22 protein-coding genes and 1 tRNA gene are annotated in these 16,734 nt (G+C 58.2%); 11 read left to right on the forward strand and 12 right to left on the reverse strand.

Annotated elements, in window-relative coordinates; genetic code table 11:
• Positions 1-129: 129 nt before the first annotated feature.
• Entirely contained in the window at positions 130-444 is a 315-nt protein-coding gene (locus JXQ78_RS09970) for a hypothetical protein (RefSeq protein WP_330630613.1), read from the forward strand.
• 4 nt (positions 445-448) lie between these two features.
• Here the strand turns inward: JXQ78_RS09970 and dinB are convergent, their stop codons facing one another.
• The gene (gene dinB, locus JXQ78_RS09975; protein ID WP_330630614.1) at positions 449-1,657 is read right to left on the reverse strand and encodes a DNA polymerase IV; all 1,209 of its coding nucleotides are present in this window, start codon (positions 1,655-1,657) and stop codon (positions 449-451) included.
• 165 nt (positions 1,658-1,822) lie between these two features.
• Here dinB and JXQ78_RS09980 point away from each other — a divergent pair, with 165 nt between their 5' ends.
• Positions 1,823-2,764, forward strand: a complete 942-nt coding sequence (locus JXQ78_RS09980; protein ID WP_330630615.1) for a helix-turn-helix domain-containing protein — start codon at positions 1,823-1,825, stop codon at positions 2,762-2,764.
• Between the two features lie 139 nt (positions 2,765-2,903).
• Here the strand turns inward: JXQ78_RS09980 and JXQ78_RS09985 are convergent.
• A tRNA-Trp gene (locus tag JXQ78_RS09985) sits at positions 2,904-3,135 on the reverse strand.
• Between the two features lie 49 nt (positions 3,136-3,184).
• Complete coding sequence (locus JXQ78_RS09990; protein WP_330630616.1) at positions 3,185-3,412, reverse strand: DUF5795 family protein; 228 nt, start codon at positions 3,410-3,412, stop codon at positions 3,185-3,187.
• A gap of 113 nt (positions 3,413-3,525) precedes the next feature.
• On the opposite strand from JXQ78_RS09990, the gene JXQ78_RS09995 reads away from it, so the two are divergent.
• The 5 genes from JXQ78_RS09995 (at position 3,526) to JXQ78_RS10015 (ending at position 7,231) form a co-directional block, all read left to right on the forward strand.
• The gene (locus JXQ78_RS09995; RefSeq protein WP_330630617.1) at positions 3,526-4,227 is read left to right on the forward strand and encodes a hypothetical protein; all 702 of its coding nucleotides are present in this window, start codon (positions 3,526-3,528) and stop codon (positions 4,225-4,227) included.
• 133 nt (positions 4,228-4,360) lie between these two features.
• A complete protein-coding gene (locus JXQ78_RS10000; protein ID WP_330630618.1) occupies positions 4,361-5,407 on the forward strand; it encodes a ferritin family protein in 1,047 nt (348 codons plus the stop codon).
• A gap of 1 nt (position 5,408) precedes the next feature.
• The gene (locus tag JXQ78_RS10005) at positions 5,409-5,696 is read left to right on the forward strand and encodes a hypothetical protein (RefSeq protein WP_330630619.1); all 288 of its coding nucleotides are present in this window, start codon (positions 5,409-5,411) and stop codon (positions 5,694-5,696) included.
• A 6-nt stretch (positions 5,697-5,702) separates the two neighbouring features.
• Positions 5,703-6,020: a 2Fe-2S iron-sulfur cluster-binding protein gene (locus tag JXQ78_RS10010; RefSeq protein WP_330630620.1), complete on the forward strand. Its 318-nt coding sequence runs from the start codon at positions 5,703-5,705 to the stop codon at positions 6,018-6,020.
• 41 nt (positions 6,021-6,061) lie between these two features.
• Positions 6,062-7,231, forward strand: coding sequence for a CaiB/BaiF CoA transferase family protein (locus tag JXQ78_RS10015; RefSeq protein WP_330630621.1), 1,170 nt, complete (start codon positions 6,062-6,064; stop codon positions 7,229-7,231).
• A gap of 302 nt (positions 7,232-7,533) precedes the next feature.
• Here JXQ78_RS10015 and JXQ78_RS10020 read toward each other — a convergent pair whose 3' ends face one another.
• Together JXQ78_RS10020 and JXQ78_RS10025 are read right to left on the reverse strand one after the other, a co-directional pair.
• Positions 7,534-8,727, reverse strand: a complete 1,194-nt coding sequence (locus JXQ78_RS10020) for a redox-regulated ATPase YchF (RefSeq protein WP_330630622.1) — start codon at positions 8,725-8,727, stop codon at positions 7,534-7,536.
• 43 nt (positions 8,728-8,770) lie between these two features.
• On the reverse strand, positions 8,771-9,646 hold the full coding sequence (locus tag JXQ78_RS10025; protein WP_407934018.1) for a polymer-forming cytoskeletal protein: 876 nt from the start codon (positions 9,644-9,646) through the stop codon (positions 8,771-8,773).
• 105 nt (positions 9,647-9,751) lie between these two features.
• Between JXQ78_RS10025 and JXQ78_RS10030 the strand changes: the two genes are divergently transcribed.
• Both JXQ78_RS10030 and JXQ78_RS10035 read left to right on the forward strand, forming a co-directional pair.
• The gene (locus JXQ78_RS10030) at positions 9,752-9,949 is read left to right on the forward strand and encodes a DUF5800 family protein (protein WP_330630623.1); all 198 of its coding nucleotides are present in this window, start codon (positions 9,752-9,754) and stop codon (positions 9,947-9,949) included.
• 43 nt (positions 9,950-9,992) lie between these two features.
• Positions 9,993-10,124: a hypothetical protein gene (locus JXQ78_RS10035; RefSeq protein WP_330630624.1), complete on the forward strand. Its 132-nt coding sequence runs from the start codon at positions 9,993-9,995 to the stop codon at positions 10,122-10,124.
• 238 nt (positions 10,125-10,362) lie between these two features.
• Here JXQ78_RS10035 and JXQ78_RS10040 read toward each other — a convergent pair whose 3' ends face one another.
• On the reverse strand, positions 10,363-11,187 hold the full coding sequence (locus JXQ78_RS10040) for a hypothetical protein (protein WP_330630625.1): 825 nt from the start codon (positions 11,185-11,187) through the stop codon (positions 10,363-10,365).
• Between the two features lie 166 nt (positions 11,188-11,353).
• Between JXQ78_RS10040 and JXQ78_RS10045 the strand changes: the two genes are divergently transcribed.
• On the forward strand, positions 11,354-11,521 hold the full coding sequence (locus tag JXQ78_RS10045; RefSeq protein WP_330630626.1) for a hypothetical protein: 168 nt from the start codon (positions 11,354-11,356) through the stop codon (positions 11,519-11,521).
• Here JXQ78_RS10045 and JXQ78_RS10050 read toward each other — a convergent pair.
• From JXQ78_RS10050 to JXQ78_RS10075, 6 genes are read right to left on the reverse strand one after another with little or no spacing between them, the layout of a single operon-like run.
• On the reverse strand, positions 11,485-12,213 hold the full coding sequence (locus JXQ78_RS10050; protein ID WP_330630627.1) for an adenosylcobinamide amidohydrolase: 729 nt from the start codon (positions 12,211-12,213) through the stop codon (positions 11,485-11,487). The two genes, JXQ78_RS10045 and JXQ78_RS10050, sit on opposite strands and share 37 nt — an antisense overlap.
• Positions 12,200-13,213, reverse strand: coding sequence for an aminotransferase class I/II-fold pyridoxal phosphate-dependent enzyme (locus tag JXQ78_RS10055; protein ID WP_330630628.1), 1,014 nt, complete (start codon positions 13,211-13,213; stop codon positions 12,200-12,202). The genes JXQ78_RS10050 and JXQ78_RS10055 overlap by 14 nt, the downstream gene beginning before the upstream one ends.
• A complete protein-coding gene (locus JXQ78_RS10060; protein ID WP_330630629.1) occupies positions 13,203-13,781 on the reverse strand; it encodes an NTP transferase domain-containing protein in 579 nt (192 codons plus the stop codon). Before JXQ78_RS10060 ends, JXQ78_RS10055 begins: the two co-directional genes overlap by 11 nt.
• Positions 13,766-14,533: an adenosylcobinamide-GDP ribazoletransferase gene (locus JXQ78_RS10065; protein ID WP_330630630.1), complete on the reverse strand. Its 768-nt coding sequence runs from the start codon at positions 14,531-14,533 to the stop codon at positions 13,766-13,768. Before JXQ78_RS10065 ends, JXQ78_RS10060 begins: the two co-directional genes overlap by 16 nt.
• The gene (cbiB, locus tag JXQ78_RS10070) at positions 14,530-15,438 is read right to left on the reverse strand and encodes an adenosylcobinamide-phosphate synthase CbiB (protein ID WP_330630631.1); all 909 of its coding nucleotides are present in this window, start codon (positions 15,436-15,438) and stop codon (positions 14,530-14,532) included. Before cbiB ends, JXQ78_RS10065 begins: the two co-directional genes overlap by 4 nt.
• The gene (locus JXQ78_RS10075; RefSeq protein ID WP_330630632.1) at positions 15,435-16,073 is read right to left on the reverse strand and encodes an HAD family hydrolase; all 639 of its coding nucleotides are present in this window, start codon (positions 16,071-16,073) and stop codon (positions 15,435-15,437) included. The genes cbiB and JXQ78_RS10075 overlap by 4 nt, the downstream gene beginning before the upstream one ends.
• A gap of 191 nt (positions 16,074-16,264) precedes the next feature.
• Here JXQ78_RS10075 and JXQ78_RS10080 point away from each other — a divergent pair, with 191 nt between their 5' ends.
• Positions 16,265-16,717, forward strand: coding sequence for a restriction endonuclease (locus JXQ78_RS10080; protein ID WP_330630633.1), 453 nt, complete (start codon positions 16,265-16,267; stop codon positions 16,715-16,717).
• Positions 16,718-16,734: the final 17 nt, after the last annotated feature.

Here is a 16,734-nt window from a genome sequence, read left to right on the forward strand (position 1 = left end):
CGATCACCATCACTGTCACCTAATCACATCGCCATCGAGAACAGAAATATTTACTACGCTCTGAATTTTAAATTTGGTAACCTCACACCGATGCGACGGATGTCGGTGTGGTGGGGGGATTCTGTAATCATGTGGCAAGACACACTCATCTTCGCTGGTAGCATTGTCGCCATCGCAAGTCTCGTACCGACGATCACGAACGAGGAGGCTATTGTCCCACACACGACGAGCGTTCCGACGCTCGTGGTCCTTTCAGGACAGGGACTGGCCTACTATTCGCTGGATTTGATGGGTGCCGCAATTGGTGCCGCAGCCGGACTGATCGTCTGGTCGTTGATTGCCTATTATAAGGCTCCAGAGGAGAGTGTTCTCGATGCGGGACGCGAGCGATTGCTCGAATCAACGGCACGCGTTCGGTCGGCCGTCGATGGGATCGCTGGGTAGTTGCTCAGCAGAATTCGAACAGGCTACTCTGGCGAGTGCCTCCCCGTTTTCCCTGTCGTTGGTCCTTGCTGTCGGTCTCGTCGTTGAACTGATCGAGCGATGATTGTTCGGCTGCGTCAAACGAGAGATTCGAAAGGCGCACACCGAGTTTTCTGATCGGTTCGCCCTCGAACTCCGTGCTGAGGTCCGTGACGATCGAGCCAACCAGCTCTGGGTCGTCGATTGGTCCGGAGAGTGAGCGCTCTCGCGTATGAATATCGAACGGCGGCGTGACGACCTTGATGCCGATCGTTTTGTACTGCACGTCTCGGTTGGTCGCTCGTTCGGTCACCTGCTCGGTCAGCGCGGACAGCCGTTTGGCCACGGTCGTTCGATCGGTAGTTGGCTCGGCAAACGCCGACTCATTCGAGAGGCTTTTTGGGTTGCCGACCGGTTCGACGGCTCGCTCGTCGATGCCGTGTGCCTGATCGTAAATATCGGCTCCACGCGATCCAAACTGATCGACGATCGCCGTTCGCGGATGGTCAGTGAGGTCTGCGACGGTTTCGATGTCCATCTCCTTGAGCGTGCTGGCCGTCACCGGACCGACGCCATGAAGTGATTCGACGGGAAGTGGGGCGAGAAACGATTCGACAGCGTCCGGGCGCACGACGACGAGTCCGTCGGGTTTGTCGGCGTCGCTGGCGACCTTTGCGGTGGCCATGTTTGGTGCTACGCCGATGCTGGCAGGCACACCAACCTCCTTGCGGATTCGTGCTTTCAGATTGGACGCGAACGATTCGACATCGGACCAGTGTCGCTGTTCGGTCACGTCGAGATACGCCTCGTCGATGCTCACTTTCCGGACGGTGTCTGCGACCGCCGTGAGGATTTCCTGGACTGATTCGCTCACCGACTCGTAGAACGCCATATCCACTGGTCGGTAGTATCCGACGGGTTCGGCGTCTGGATCCGCCGTCGCTGCGCGCCCGAGCAACTCGAGTGCCTGACTGATGGCCTGGGCGCTCTCGACGCCGTGTGCACGCGCTTCGTAGCTCGCGGTGGCGACAGCCCCCGTCGTTTCGCCGGGAGCGTATCCCATGCCGACGACGACTGGTTCACCCCGGAGCGACGGTTCGCGGCGTCGCTCACACGAAGCATAAAAGCAGTCCATGTCTACGTGGAGGACGATCCGATCGCGAGTGTCGGTTCCGGGAAGCCGTCCACCCTGCATGGATGACGATACTTTCTCGAGTGAGTTGAGGCTGTTCTTCCGGTGTGTATTGGTGCGTCTACGGATCGGGGCACAATTTTCACTGACCACGATCAAATGCCGTCAAATAGTAGGTAACAAAATATCTAGATTATGTTTTTATATTTCAATTCATATAATTATAGTATGGGTTCAACAAACGACACTGGTGTAAAAATCGAAGACACGCTTACGGAATTGTTGGCGCTTTCACGGCGACCGAATGCAGACGTTGCGGGTGACATCGGGGTCTCTCCGGCGACACTGTCTGCATACCGTCGGGGGGAAGCCCGGCCGAGTCTTTCGGCGCTCGTTTCGATAGTCGAGGTGTTTGAGGTTAGCCTGGATTATCTCGTGTTCGGCGAACGGCCAGAAAACGCACACATCGAGAGCGGTCCGATCATTCGACAGATGAGCAAGTCATTGCAGAACTCGCTTCGGGAGTCACAACTCCGGCAAGAACGACACACGGCCACGGTTGCCAACGTCGGCCGTCGGCTCTCTACGCTCATCGATGAGACCGTCGAATCGGAACTCGCAGAGATCTCTGAGTCGAGGCCGTTCACAGAAGCAATGAACGACGAGCAGATCGAGATTCTCGAACGCCACAGCGAAACCACCCGGCTGTTCATCAAATCGTTCGAATACAATCTCCTCGATCACGAGAGTAGCACTCCTGGAGAGTATTTTCCGACGGTCGTCCGGAATCTGAGCCGTGGACAGTCCTATCGGTATTTGCTTCCAGCACGGACCAGAGATTGGGAGCCAGTCATTGAGGAGTTTCGTGCGCTGTTAATCGAGAATGTCCCGAACGAAACGACCGTCCACCGGAACTGTGAGTTCAAAATCACGGAGACGCCTACGATGGCTGGCTGTACGATGTACAACCTGGCAATGGACGAACTCGAACAGAACGAACCCGTACTGTACGATCTGCTCACTGAATATGGCTACTGCTCTGCGGGTCAATTCGGGTACGCGATTGCACCATCAATGGGTTCGAAAGGCACGATGGTAATGGATGCCCCTCACCGAGAACAGGCGTTCGAAATCTTTGATGAGCTGTGGGACGCTGGCACTGTGGTGTGATACGCGCTTCAAAAAATCCATGGGGACGGAGGGATTTGAACCAGGCCCAGACGGTCGCTCACTGCGTTCGCGCTGCGACTGGTCGGGTTCAAATCTTTATCTCCCAATGTCACTAGTTCCATTGGTTCAGGACAAAATATGGGGACGGAGGGATTTGAACCCCCGATCGACTGATATCTCCGATCCCGCCTCGGTACTCCAGAGGGTCGTCATCGTGGGCGGTGATCAGCCGTCCACTCGGTATATCAGTTCTGGAGTGTCGTCATCGGACTGCGTCCGATTGTTCACTGAAACACGGTCTGTGTTTCCGTGGTATCACCGGGCGTCTGACCTCTGGAGTCAGTCGCCATGCCTGGCTTGGCCACGTCCCCGTGTGTCCGAAAAAGGCCATCTTCCCTAAAGCGGTTTCGATTCGTACAATCACTCGCGGTCGGTCGTCTGCCAGGCACACTCCTGGCATTTAAAACCGGTGACGAACTCGAGCACTGATGGCATATAGCCAACCGACAGGACCGAGCCACCACACTCCGGACAGTCCCGCTCGGCATCCTCGATCGGCTCTGCGTCCATCACCGATTCACCTTCGATCCGCTCGGCCAGCGACGCCGGCGTCACCATTCGGCCCTCAACCACGCGGTTCTCACTCATGGGATGAGCCTTCGAACCACTGAAACAAAACCGTGTTCGTCCCGGTCGGGGAAATAAATCCCCAGCGATGAAAGCCCCCAGGCTATTGCGAATGGCTCACAGACTGGCGGCACATGACGAGGTGGTTTCCGTCCGAAGAGTGGCTCGAGGCCTACCAGGGGCGACTCAACGCCAACGAGGACTACATCGAATCGAGTGACGGCTGGGGTGAGGAGTTTCTTGGAAGTTTTATCTTCGAGATCAACGGGCTCCCCCTGACAGAAACGACCATCGGTGAACTCCCAGATGAACTGACGGCTCCGTTCCGTACGGCACTGACCGAAGCGTCCGAAGCACGAATCGAAACCCTCAGAGAGACCGCGCCGCCAGCACTGGCACAACGGCTCGATGAGGCCACCGGAGAGCCCCCGCGTGATCGTCTCATTACTGCGCTGTTTGACACCGCGATCGTCAACGCACCGGATGTGGTTTCTACCGAACTCCGAGTCGAACTGCCAGACGATCTCGAGAATCTCCTCGATCAACTCGATCGATACGCACACGACGACACCGTCTATGCCTATCTCGATCTCGAAGACGGTCGTTGTAACGAGGCAGCCGTACTCGAGGACCCAGATACTACCACGGCTGGATTCGTGCTCAGCGCACAGTACCAACAGTGGACCGAACTGATCGATGGCGCAGATGTGATCGAGGCAGTTATGTCACGAGATATGTCGCTCGACGGCGATATCACAAACGTCATCATCTACCCGGAAGCAGCCCAGGAAATGGGTGACACTGCCGGACGACTCGAAACGACGTTCCTTTTCTGAACGACCGAGTGGCTCTCCAGATTTCGAATTTGCATAATAGTATTTATACACTCTACGCACGTTCTCATCCGTTTAAATTACCCAGCATACGGGGCCAAACCCTGATTGTCGTTGGTTAAAGAATGTTGGACGTATGACACAGGGGCTCCAGTCACAGTATTCCGGCCAGCGTGTAAACACTCAGTCCCGGTGGTACACGCTGTTTCAGAAAGGTGTCGAGCTTGGCACCTGGAACGTAGAGAAGTTGTTCGACGAGATCGGCTTTGAGCAGGATCGGGCGTCGTGGGCAGCGCTCGAACCGGCCGAACGGGACCAGATCCGGTATCTCCTCTCTGGCTTTCTCGATGGCGAACGCGAGGTCGCAGGAGATGCAGCGACGAATCTCCAGCGGATCATGCAGTCGCCGTGTCTCGAATCGAACACGGAAAAGGAGATGTACATGACGATGCTCACGCTCACCGAGCACAAACACACGCAGTTTCTGGACGTGTACATGGAGGAGGTGATGGACGACGCGGACAACTACACCGATCTCGATCCGCGCCGTGGCACGCGAATCCCGATCGTCCGGGCGACCGGTCTCGGTGAGGTGTTCGAACACCAGGGGCTGTTGACCGCCAAAGCCGCCAGCACGCGCGACCCGATTGACATCGCGAAGGCGGCGACGAACTACCACCTGAACGTAGAGGGCATCCTCGCACGCGTCGGTTCGAGTGCAATCAGTCGATTCCCGCCACGTGCGGACTTTCCACTCCTGAACTACGCGTTCAAGTTCATCAGCACGGACGAAGGGCGACACATTACACACGGAATCGAACTCCTCAAAGAGCTACTTGAGCACGAACGCGCCGGCGAACCACAGTACCAGGGTGTCGAACGGGCGATCGTCAACACGCTCTATCAGGATGTGCCGTACATGGCTGATTTCGGCTACATGTTCACTGACGCCCTCGACGATCCGCTCGAACTCGATTTCAACGAAGTGTTGATGCGCGGTGGCAACCTCATCGATGGCATGTACAACGAGACGCTCGGATTGGATGTCGATTATATGGAGGTGATATCTGTCGTCCGCGACCGATATCTGGAGATCAACGAGTGGGATATCGAAGAGCGTCTTGCCGAACACGAACAGCAGTATCAGCAAAAACGCGGCGTTGCAGCCGACGGAGGAAACTGAAATGGCACTCGACGACGAACTCAGAGAACTTGCCCGTGGCGCATCGTTCACTGCCACAGACGAGGAAGTCAAAGCGGCAATTGAAGAAACCGCAGACGAACTCGGCCAGTCTCCCGAAGAAGTTCATGAAAACGTTGCCTACATCATGGACTCGACGTTCGAGGAAGGAGGTGTTTCCACGTCGTTCAACGAGATGGTCAGTGGTTCGAGTCTCGAGGACGACCACTCCTCGACCGGCGATCCACGTCTCGAAGCGCTCGAAATGTACAAACTTCGACAGAAGCTCTGATCGGTCGTGAGCGAGCGCTACGAGATCACCTTCGAGTTCGAGGAAGAGACGGTGACGATCCCGGTGGCTGGCGACGAGTATCTACTCGACGCAGGCCACGACGCGGATCTTCCACTCCCGTTTTCCTGTCGTAACGGCAACTGCACGAGCTGTGTCGGCGAACTGTGTGAGGGGACCATTGATCAGAGCGACGGCATGGCGCTCGAACCCGAACAGATCGAGGATGGATACGCACTGCTGTGTAGCGCCTACCCCCAATCTGATTGTCACATTCGTGCGGGTGAACGGATCCAGGAAGAGCTGCTCGGACTTGATCTGTTCTGATCGTGAAAGGATTTTTGCACTGACCGGTGGTTGCACAACGCATGCAACTCGATTCCATTCGGGTGGTCGATTTCACCCGGCTGTTGCCAGGGCCCTACGCAACCCAGTTGCTGGCAGACATGGGTGCCGACGTGATCAAAGTCGAGGACACCGACGGTGGCGATTACGCTCGGTATATGCCCCCAACCACTGACGCAGATGTCGGTGCTATCTTCGATGGGGTCAACCGTGGCAAGCGATCGATTTCCGTAGACTGCACGACGGATGACGGCCAGGAGGTGGTCCACCGGTTGGCTGCGGACGCAGACGTGTTCATCGAGGGGTTTCGTCCGGGCGTCACAGATCGACTCAACGTTGACTACGAGACGATTGCCGAACAGAACCCGGAAATCGTCTATGTTTCTCTGACAGGGTACGGGCAATCTGGACCGCTCGCTGCTCGGGCAGGTCACGATCTGAACTACTGTGGGCGTGCGGGGCTACTTTCGATGACGCGAACGGATTCATCGTCGACGCCTCAGCTGCCAGGATTTCCAGTTGCTGATATGTCGGGCGGGCTGTTTGCGGCGATGGCCGCCCTCGGTGGGCTATGCTCGCGGGCGTTTGGCGAGGATACGGGCGGAACGTACGTCGATATCGCCATGACGGACGTGGTGCTGTCGATGGGCCAGGCCGTCTACACCAGCGTGTTTTCCGGCGACGATCCTGAGGCGGGCACCACCCCACTCACTGGAGCACACCCGTGGTACGATGTGTATGCGACGAGTGACGACGAGTACGTCACGCTCGCGGCTCTAGAACCGAAATTCTGGCGAACGTTCTGTGAGACTGTTGACCGTCCGGATCTGTTACAGTATCATCTGGGCTCCGATCCCGCAACCACCGAAGCGCTCAAAGATGAACTGACCGAACTGTTCGCAGAACGCACCCGCGCGGAGTGGATGGATCGTTTTGCTGGGACGGATGCGATGGTCGATCCGGTGTTCGATCCCGCAGAAGCGATCGCACAGGACCGGGTTCAACGTCGGATCATAACGGACGAACGAGGGTCACCGCGCGTCGGCTTTCCGGCCGTGACCGACCTTCCCGAAACTGACGAACGCGTCCCTGTGCGGGGTGCAGACACCGTTAGTGTACTCTCTGAACTCGGTTACGACCGCGAATCAATCGATCGGTTGGCAGAAAACGGGGTGGTCGAGTCCGACGGATGAGAACCACCGCAGTGGCGTCCATCTCCGCTCGACGGAGTCCGCCCGACCGGACGCCGGGGTTGGAAAGTGTTGGTGTGGATGAAACCGTCACAGGTGGTCTGGCCGACGTCCACTATGACAGTACGAGACACACCAGCATGAGTCTTATGCCCATCACTTCCAGTCCATAAAATTACAATTGTAGTACATTTTTCGTAGAATCATCCGGTACGGTGTTCGTTGACGACGGTTCGAAATGGATGGACCGAGTGTCCGTTCGAGTGGAGCTTCACCTGGTTGCAGTCGAACTGGGGGTACTAGCTTCAGCTTGCTGTGCTGATGATCTTGACGACGTCGCCCTCATCGAGTTCGTGGCCATCACTGATCCGCCGATTCTCTCTGGCATCGATCGCGTGGAGATAGCCCTCACCAATGTCGGAATGGACGGCATAGGCCAGATCGAGTGGCGTGGCACCCTCTTCGAGGAGGAACGCGTCCGGGAGCATCCGGTCTTGGCCGTCCGTCCAGTTGTTTTCGTTCTGCACTGGATAGGACGTGAAGTACTCTAGCATTTCGTATACGGCCTCGTTGAGCGCCTGCTGAATGCCAGTATTTCCAAAGCGCTCGAGCACCGTTTCGATCCGTTCGAGTCCGGCTTTCTGTTCGTCTGTTACCGATTCGAGCACGGTGAACGATTCGTCGCCGGGTTCGTACTCGATCGCACCGGCATCGGCCGCCCGCCGGAGTGCGAGCTCTCCCTGTGCCGTTGCTGGAATCACTCGATCAGCGGCCTCGCGGAGTCGGTCGATCGTTGCTGGGTCTGCTATATCTGCCTTGTTAGCGACGACGAGAATCGGCTTTGTCCGAGCACGAAGCTCACGAGCGAGCCGTTCGCGGTCGTCATCGTCCCAGGAGAGTGGGTCGTCCGGATAGTCGATCGACCGGAGCGTCGCGGCGACGGCCGCGTCGCTGGCCCCGAGATCCCCGAGCAGTTCTGTGAGGGCGTCCTCGAGGTCGAAATTCGGCGATCGCGATCGGCGCTCGACACCCTCAAAGTTGCGGTTGATGATGCCAGCAAGCCAGAGATCCATCTCTTCTCTGATGAAATCCACGTCCTTGACGGGGTCGTAGCTGCCCTGCTCGATTGGTTCTCCCTCCGCGTTGGTCCCGCCGCTGGCATCGACGACGTTCAACACCGCATCGGCGTTCGAGAGCGCATCGAGAAACTGATTGCCGAGTCCCCGACCCTCGTGTGCTCCAGGGACGAGCCCGGCGACATCGAGCAGTTCGACCGGCACGAATCGAATTCCGTCGTGGCAGTTCTCGCTGTCACAGCGGTGCTCGCGATCCAAACAGGGACAGTCGGTCCTGACGTGGGTAACGCCACGATTCGGATCGATCGTCGTGAACGGATAGTTGCCGACCTCGACATCGGCGAGCGTTGCCGCGTGAAAGAACGTGGATTTGCCGGCGTTGGGTTTCCCAGCTAGCGCCAGCGAAAGCGAGCCGCCACTCATTTGCTGTACACGGGTGACCGAACGGAGAATGCCTTTCGATCCGTTATGAAGGCTCGAGTTCCGGTCCGACGCTGAGTGGGGTTTCGTTCGAAATCGACATCTCCCCGGTCGCACGAATTGAGCCGTCGATACGGGCCGCTTCGTGGAGATCCAGGTCGCCACAACTAACGTCACCGAGGATTTCGGCGTTTTTGCCGATCGTCACCGTCCCATGGCGGGTGGTAACGTCGCCGTGAATTCTGGTTCCTTCGCCGATCGAGATACACCGCTTCGTTCGCAAGCTCCCGAACACCTCGTTGTTGGCCCCAAGATCGAGACGTCTGGCTCGGATGTTGCCGTGTAATCGACAGTTGTCTCCAATGACGCCGTCGGTCGATACCTGCCAGGTATCGTCACTCACGCGCGAGCCTCGGGGAATGACGAGTGGCGCGGACTGTTTTGGTCGATCGTCGTCGAGAAACTCCGCGGCCATCTCCCCGGCAGCTTCTTCTTCTCCGATCCGAAGCATATGTGAAAGATAGATGAATAGATAGATGATCGCCGGCATCGGGTTTCTGATGACGATCCAGCCGCTTGCCTCGAATCCTTCATCGATCGTCACGTCGTCGCCGATGTCGAGATCACCCGACACCATCAGCTTGCCGTTCACGTGTACTCGCTCGCCAATGTACGCGTCGGCTCCAACGAGGACGTTTCCGTCGACTTCACACCACATATCGAGTCTGCAGTCCGTTTTGGACTCGATTGACCCACCGAAGACCGTGCGCTCACCGACGATGACGCTGCGTCCTCGAACGCCGAACTCGACCGTACTCAATCCGCCGATGATCACGTCGCCATCGGTAACGAGGTCGTGTTCTTCGACCGTCGTTCCATCCGGAATGACGAGTCGGTCGAGTGCATCTCCTCGAATCGACACACAGGTACCTTACGAGGATGAGGGTATAACATCTTGGGAGCGTATGACGGACGGCAGACGCCCCAGAGCGGCGTACTTTTTATTTCGTCGTACCCAACGGTCTGTATGACCGTTCTATCGTTCGACGAACAGGGAGTCGATGTCGTCTATCAGGATGTTGAATTTCGTCTCGAACGCGAGCTGATCGAAGAAGCAATCGAAAAATCCTACCCCAACGTGACCGACCACGAGGTACTCAAGATCGTCGATGAGGATCCAACGCTCACAGGCGAACCACGCCGGATTCAAGACATTATCGGCTGACGCGACCGTCAGGTTGATTTAGCGGGCTCCCAAGAAGCCACCAATGGCGCTCAACAGGCTACAGCATCCGGCGTTTCGAACCGCAATCGGGACCGCACTCGGCTATGGCGCACTCCTTCTCGTGATGACCGTCGTCCTGTTTGCGATTCCGTACGCGATCTTTGCGGGACTGTAGTATCTACTCAAGCTCGGTACCGTCGAAGCTGACGGTCGTGGGGGTTCTGTGCTCTCGAATTGGGTGGTCGTGATCTCGCCGTCGAGGACCGACTGGAGATTTTCGGTGAATCGTTCGTAGTGCGGGGTCTCCGTGTGGGCTTCGAGTTCCCCACGACGATCACTCGCGAACGGAATAGTCGTTTGTACGACGTACACACGCTGAAATTGCATTTGTCCAACAAAAACCACAATCCGGTTCAAACCACACCGCGATCGCTCGACTCTGCGACGGATTCGAACAGACGCGCACCACAGCCATCACAGGTCAGCGTGAGCACGGTGTGTTCCCGACAGCAGGATTCGACGGTCTCCTGGTCGGGAGTGACCTGTCCCGAACAGCTGGGACAGAGATCCAAAAACACGCGAATTCCACGGATAATTGTCCCCTGCTCGACCACGTTGAACGTCTCCCACTGAGGGACCCACCGCGGGAGCTCACGAACCAGTGCGAGATCTGCGACGAACGCCGCGTGTGATTCCCACTGGCCGATGGACGTTCCATCGACGTGCGCCGAAAACGCCTCACCGTGATCGACGTAGGCAATCTCTCCGTCCGTTTCGAGCGTCTCTAAGAGTGCTGCTCGCTCGGCGTCGTCCGCCGAAATTGATTCCATCCGATCGTACCACGCCTCCCGGAACGTCGGCGTCAAACAGAGGTCGTCGATCTCGGCACACGGCTTCAGTGGCCCAGATTCGATCAACACTTGTTCGGTGTCGATCGACACGGTGTGTCCGTCCCCAGAGTCGCCCGCCGGTGGGGTGAGCAGTTCCACCATCGCCTGCGCTGGCCCCGGAAAGTACTCCGCTACCACCCAGGGCGTCCTCGGGAGCAGATAGCCCCGAAACGCAATCACACCCAGCGAAATCGCACCGAATGCTACCGCCGCTGGTGGCCAGGCCACCCACAGCCAGATGCTAATAACCAGTGTGATTGCAATGTTGTTTATCGTACACGAAAGGCATCGATTCTCGCCAGTGTGCTGGCTATCTCGCAACCGTCCAAACGCTGGCTCTATCGACATACTGAATTCTGTTCACGACAGTAAATATACTTATCGGAGAACAGGTATTTTCTGTTACTTGATCAACGTTTTCTCCAGGTTGGCTGTTGGTACCAATCCGCCCTATGCCAAGAAATGATATATCATTAACTTTTATGATCGTCCATGAAGAATACGGTGGTGCGCCATGACAGACGATCGACCGACAGACGAGATCGAACCGCTGGTGCCGATCGTGGCTCGCCCAAACGTTCGACCAGACGGTGGTGTACTGCGACGGAGCCAATCTGGTCCAGAGGTGTTGCCAGAAAACGAGCGCTATTCGATCGAACCGCTCGTCCCGGACCTTTCCTGAACGGGTTCGACGGTCGCTCGGTGGGTCGTTTGCACACCATAGGGTGACATGTTGGGATCGAACGCCGTTTTTTCGTACCGAGAGTCGAGACTTTGCCGAATGGCATCCCGGACGCCAGCCCTGCATGCGCTCCCCACCGCCGTTGCACTCCCTGCGAACGGCTCTTTTTCGCCGTGACGTGGTGTGCCGACGATGACCGCGTCGGTCGTGGTGCCGGTGATTCCAGCCGTTTTGCACAGCGTCGCGGTCTTTGCCTCGACGACCGTGGCAAGCAGGGTCGCCAGTCCGCCGTCAGTCAGTGGGACCTCTGTGACGGCGACGACGTTGACGGTGCCTGGCTGCGTGGGTGGCCCGTGCTCGGAGGATTTGGGGCGTTCCTCTGGGTCCATCGGCAGCGTTGCCGGATTCGAGAGCCCGGCAGTAGCAACGACGGTCACCGGATCACAGCGAGCAACTCGTGCGTGTTGCTGGTTGACGCCGGTGAACAGGGTGGGACCAACGTGATCGAATCCAGCAGCCGCTCGACGATCGGCTCCGTACTGTGTGAGATCGACGCGCTCCCACGCTTCTGGAACTGATACGTTGTACGCAGCCGGTGCGTTCTGATAGCCACCGTTGGGGCCGGCGGTCAGCCAGCGCGTTGCTGGTCGCGCGATTTGACAGACACCCTCGGATCGTTCAGTCGACACCATCGGTGAGTGCTGCAATGAGCTGGTCGTTTTCGTCGGCCGTTCGGACGGCGATCCGAACGTGGTGGTTGAGGCCGTCGAACGTTGTGGCGTCTCTGATGGCGATCCCTTCCGCGCGCAGTTTGCTACTGAGCGCGCCAACCCGGTCGGGAGTGCCCACGTCGAGCAACAAAAATGGAGCCTGTGAGCCCTGGACATCGAACGGCCCGGCGAGTGCTTCTCGCAGCCGGCTTCGTTCACGACGCACGCGTCGCTTCGTTTCGGCGATGAAGGCTTTCGACTGGAGACAGTGAACGGCGACTGCAGCCGCCGGAACCGACAATGGCCACGGCGTGACGGCAGTCTTGAGTCGTTCGAGGTGGGTGTCGGTGGCGATTACGCTCCCCATTCGGAGCCCTGGTAGGCCGAATAGCTTCGTCAACGAGCGGGCGACAATCACGCCTGGAGTGCCGGCGAGCGAGCGCTGATCGGTAAAGCCCAGAAACGCTTCGTCAAGTAACACTGCAGTGTCGGTCTCCCGACAGCGCTCGACGAACGAACGCAGTGCCGATCGGTCCGGGAGCCAGCCAGTGGGGTTGTTTGGGGTACAGATGATCACCAGATCGTGAGTCCTGGGATCGATCTGGAGGATTTCGGATTCGGGTACTGATACTACTCGTGCGCCCTGGAGCGTGATCTCTCTGGCGTACTCGCCGAACGTTGGCCGACAGAGCGCCACTGAGCCGTCTGGCGTCGTGGTGGTGGCGATCGCTAGCCTGATTGCAGCCATGCCGCCGGCGGTTGGGACGACCTGCTCGGGCTTGCAGTCGACGAACGCGGCCGTTTCGTTTCGAAACGCCCCGTAGTCAGCAGGATACTCTTGGGCCCGCTCGAACGCGCTCGAGTATACTGCGGTGGTGTCAGCTGGCACGCGTGGATTGCAGTTGGCGCTGAAATCTAGCGCCGCGTCGGGATCGCTTCCGTGGACGATGGGTGCACTCTCGGCGATCCCGTCAGGATCCATCGCCGAGCACCTCAAGGAGTCGCGTCCCAATCATCGCGTCACGAGGGCGATTCACATTCACAGCGAGACGGATGGAATCGATGGCCTTGTACTGTGTGGTGTCGGCACGCTCAACGACGTTGAGTCCGCTCGGGAGCCACTCACCGGCCACGATGGCCGTTTCGTCGACACTCACACCGAGTGCTCGTTTTCGGCCGATCGGAACACAGACGGCGAGCGATCGTTCTGTGTGCCGGTCGAGTATTGCATCGACGAGCGCGCCACTGAGCAACGGAAGATCCGCCACAACGGTGAGGACGGGTGGTTCGAGAGCGTCTAGCGCCTGCTTGAGGTCGCTCACATAGCCCGCTCCGGGCGTTTCAATCGTCGTCACGCCTGGATCAGCACGGAGTCGACGTGCCGTTTCTGGGCTGTGTGGTGAGATTGTGGCGTAGGTAGTGTCGATTTGCGATTCGGCCAGCGCCGTGAGGACGCGATCTACCAGTACGCGTCCACCAATCGAGGTAAGGGGTTTTTCGCCCGCTCCGAGTCGGGTTCCGCGACCGCCACACATCACCAGAGCGTCCACGTGATCACCCCCACGTGGAGCGCACACAGACGCCCGATTTCGTTCGCACAGCCAAACACGTCACCGTTGGTTCCATCGAGCGTCCGTCTCGCCCATCGCCAGACGAGCAACGCACCTGCCCATCCCGAACACACGGTCAGCAGCGCAACTGGCGCTAGCAGACAGAGCCCTGCTGTGATCACCGCCGCGAGCGCTATCGGCTTCCGAAGATCTGCTGTGGCGAGTCCAGCCAGCACCGTTGCACCCAGGCCATCCCGAAACGGCGTACCAAGACAGGCGATCGTCGCCATACCACCCTTTGCGCCGAGCTCGCCTGCCAGCACGATGGTGAACACGGCGAGCGATGGGAGGCTCGCGAGCTCGAAGCCGGCTATTGTCACTCCGATCACGACGAGGCAGACGAAAAGCGTTCCCCCAACGCCGAGGGTGGTGTCCGTGAGAACGGCCCGTCGCCGGGAGAGATCACCATGGACTACGGCCACGTCACCGAGATCGGCCACGCCATCAAGATGATTGATTCCGGCAACAGCGTAGAGAACACAGACCACTCCCAAACCGACGGTTCCTGGATGATTCGTACCGAGCACACTCACGATTGTGGCGATCAGTGCCCCGGCGATCCCACCAATGGGAACGGCGGCGAGCACGAAGGCCCCTGGTGTTTCGGTAAACGCCTCGAATGCTCGCTCGTCGGCTCCAACAGGGAGGCGCGAGCAGAACCCGATCGCACCACGAACGGCGTGGAAGTTCACACAACCACCCCACCGAGCCAGACGAGGACAATCCCGACGAGAAAGCTCCATACACCACGGATAGCGACACGATCGATCGCCAGTTGAGCAGTTTCTCCCGATGGCAATTGGGCTGTCGGGTTAAGCGTGTAGACGCCAGGTTTTTCGAGTTTACAGCCGGTAACGGCGGCGATGGTTCCCATCGGCCAGCCGGAGTTGGGTGATGGGACACCCGAAAGCCACGTGCGCTGGGTGGTGATCGCGGACGGTGCGTCGATTCCGAGCGCTACTGCGGTGAGTCTGGCCGGCAACCACTGTACGGCATCGTCCAGGCGAGCACTCGCCGTGCCGAGCGGGCGGTCACGGTAGCCAAGCATCGAATCCAGTGTGTTCACGGCTTTCATCCAGCTCGCAGCGCCACCAGCAGCGGCAACGCCAAGCGGCGAGAAACAAACAAATGCGAACAGGGGGCCAATCCAGCCGTCTGCGAGGTTCTCAGCGGCGCTTTCGATGGCTGCACTCCTGATCTGCCCGGGTGACAACGTTGTTGGATCGCGGCCAGCGAGTGCTCGCAATTGAGTGCGGGCCGTCACTAGATCGGTTTCGCTTGCCGTCACCACCGACCGAGCGGTGTCGATCAGCGATCGCAAACTGATCGACACGAACAGCACCACTCCTCCGGTGACACTCGACAGCCAGGGGTAGAGCTGGCCACTCAAATCGATGAAGACGTACGAACACAACGCCGCCACCGCCGGAATGACGATCGCGATACCAATTCCGCTGTATCGGGGTGCGGGCCAGGATCGGTCGAACACGCCAATCAGTCGCCCCAGCCATGCGACCGGATGGAACCGGTTCGATGGCTCTTTGACCGCCAGATCGAGCAGTCCCGCTATCACGACCGCGAGCCAGACCTGACTCATCGGTCCTTCTGTGCGAACGCCAGCAGTGACTGTTCCTGGCAGTTGATAAACGTTCCACCAACCGTCTCAATCCCGCCGTCTGTTGTGCGATTATCGCCAATGTGTGTTATCGACGCCGGATCCACGCCGAGTCGTGATGCCACCGTCTCGAAGATCTTCGGGGATGGCTTGCGCCAGCCACAGCCAACGCTCGTGACGACCGCGTCGAATGCGTCTTCAATCTGCGTTTCGGAGAGGATCTCCTCGACGAGCCCTACAACGCTGCAGTTCGAACAGAGACCTACCGGTCCACGGTCGGCTGCCAGTCGAATAGCCGCTGTCGTCTCGGCACGGAGGGTTGGTTCGGCGGTAAACGTTTCCCGAACGGCGCGCCGACATAGCGTAGTCGGCACGTCAACGTCACATGCTGCGACGGTCGCCCGAACATGTTCGGTCGTCGAAAGCGCCCTGTCAGGTGGACACTCGAGCTGGGGCTCGTAGTACGCCTGCTCGAACCGCTCGGGCACCGCGAACCCGGCGTCGAGGAAATACGTTCGAATAGCCGCTGCTGGCGCTGTCTCGCGCCGTACGGAAACGAGCGTCCCGAACAGATCGAAAGTAACGACCACGTCTGAACGGTACGCAGTCCATCGCATCAACGTCACGATTCAACAGCTATTGTATTTTACATACCAGATAACTACCATTATACATTACACATTAATTAGAATCAAGATTAAACAAATGGTTTGGTGAAGTGACCGGGTTGAATCCCGATAGAAACGATAATATAAGACAGTTATAGCGTGCCGAAAGGTGTTTGTTCTATTACTTCGTATAATAACATATGGTGAGTGACAATAGTTATTTCAGTTCACTACTTATCTCGAATTCCTCGAGATCTTCGTACAACTGGGACGTTCAGGAACTCCGGAATCTCACCGCAGAAGAGCTAGAACGTGTTGTCGGCGCTCTGTACGCTGCTGATGGCTTTACTGTTGAGGCGGCTGGTCCCCAGAGTGAGAGCGGCATCGACCTGCTCTGTGAGAAACGCGGCTTTTTTCGCTCGAAGCTGTTCGTGGTATCGATCGTCCCGCCCGGTGGCACGGTGACGACGGCCTCAATCGAGTCGATCGAACGCGCACGCAGCATCAACGGTGCAAAGCGCGCAGTACTCGTTCGCCCGGAGGCGTTTGAGGAGACGGTGGCGTCGAAGGCGGCGGCGTACGATGCGCTCGAACTCGTCGATGCAGACCGGCTAACCTGTCGACTGTCGCGCCACGACGTGTTTCCACCGTGATCGCAGCCGACAGAGTG

This window comes from Halocatena halophila, assembly GCA_027563145.1.
In the GTDB taxonomy this organism is placed as follows: Archaea; Halobacteriota; Halobacteria; order Halobacteriales; family Haloarculaceae; genus Halocatena; species Halocatena halophila.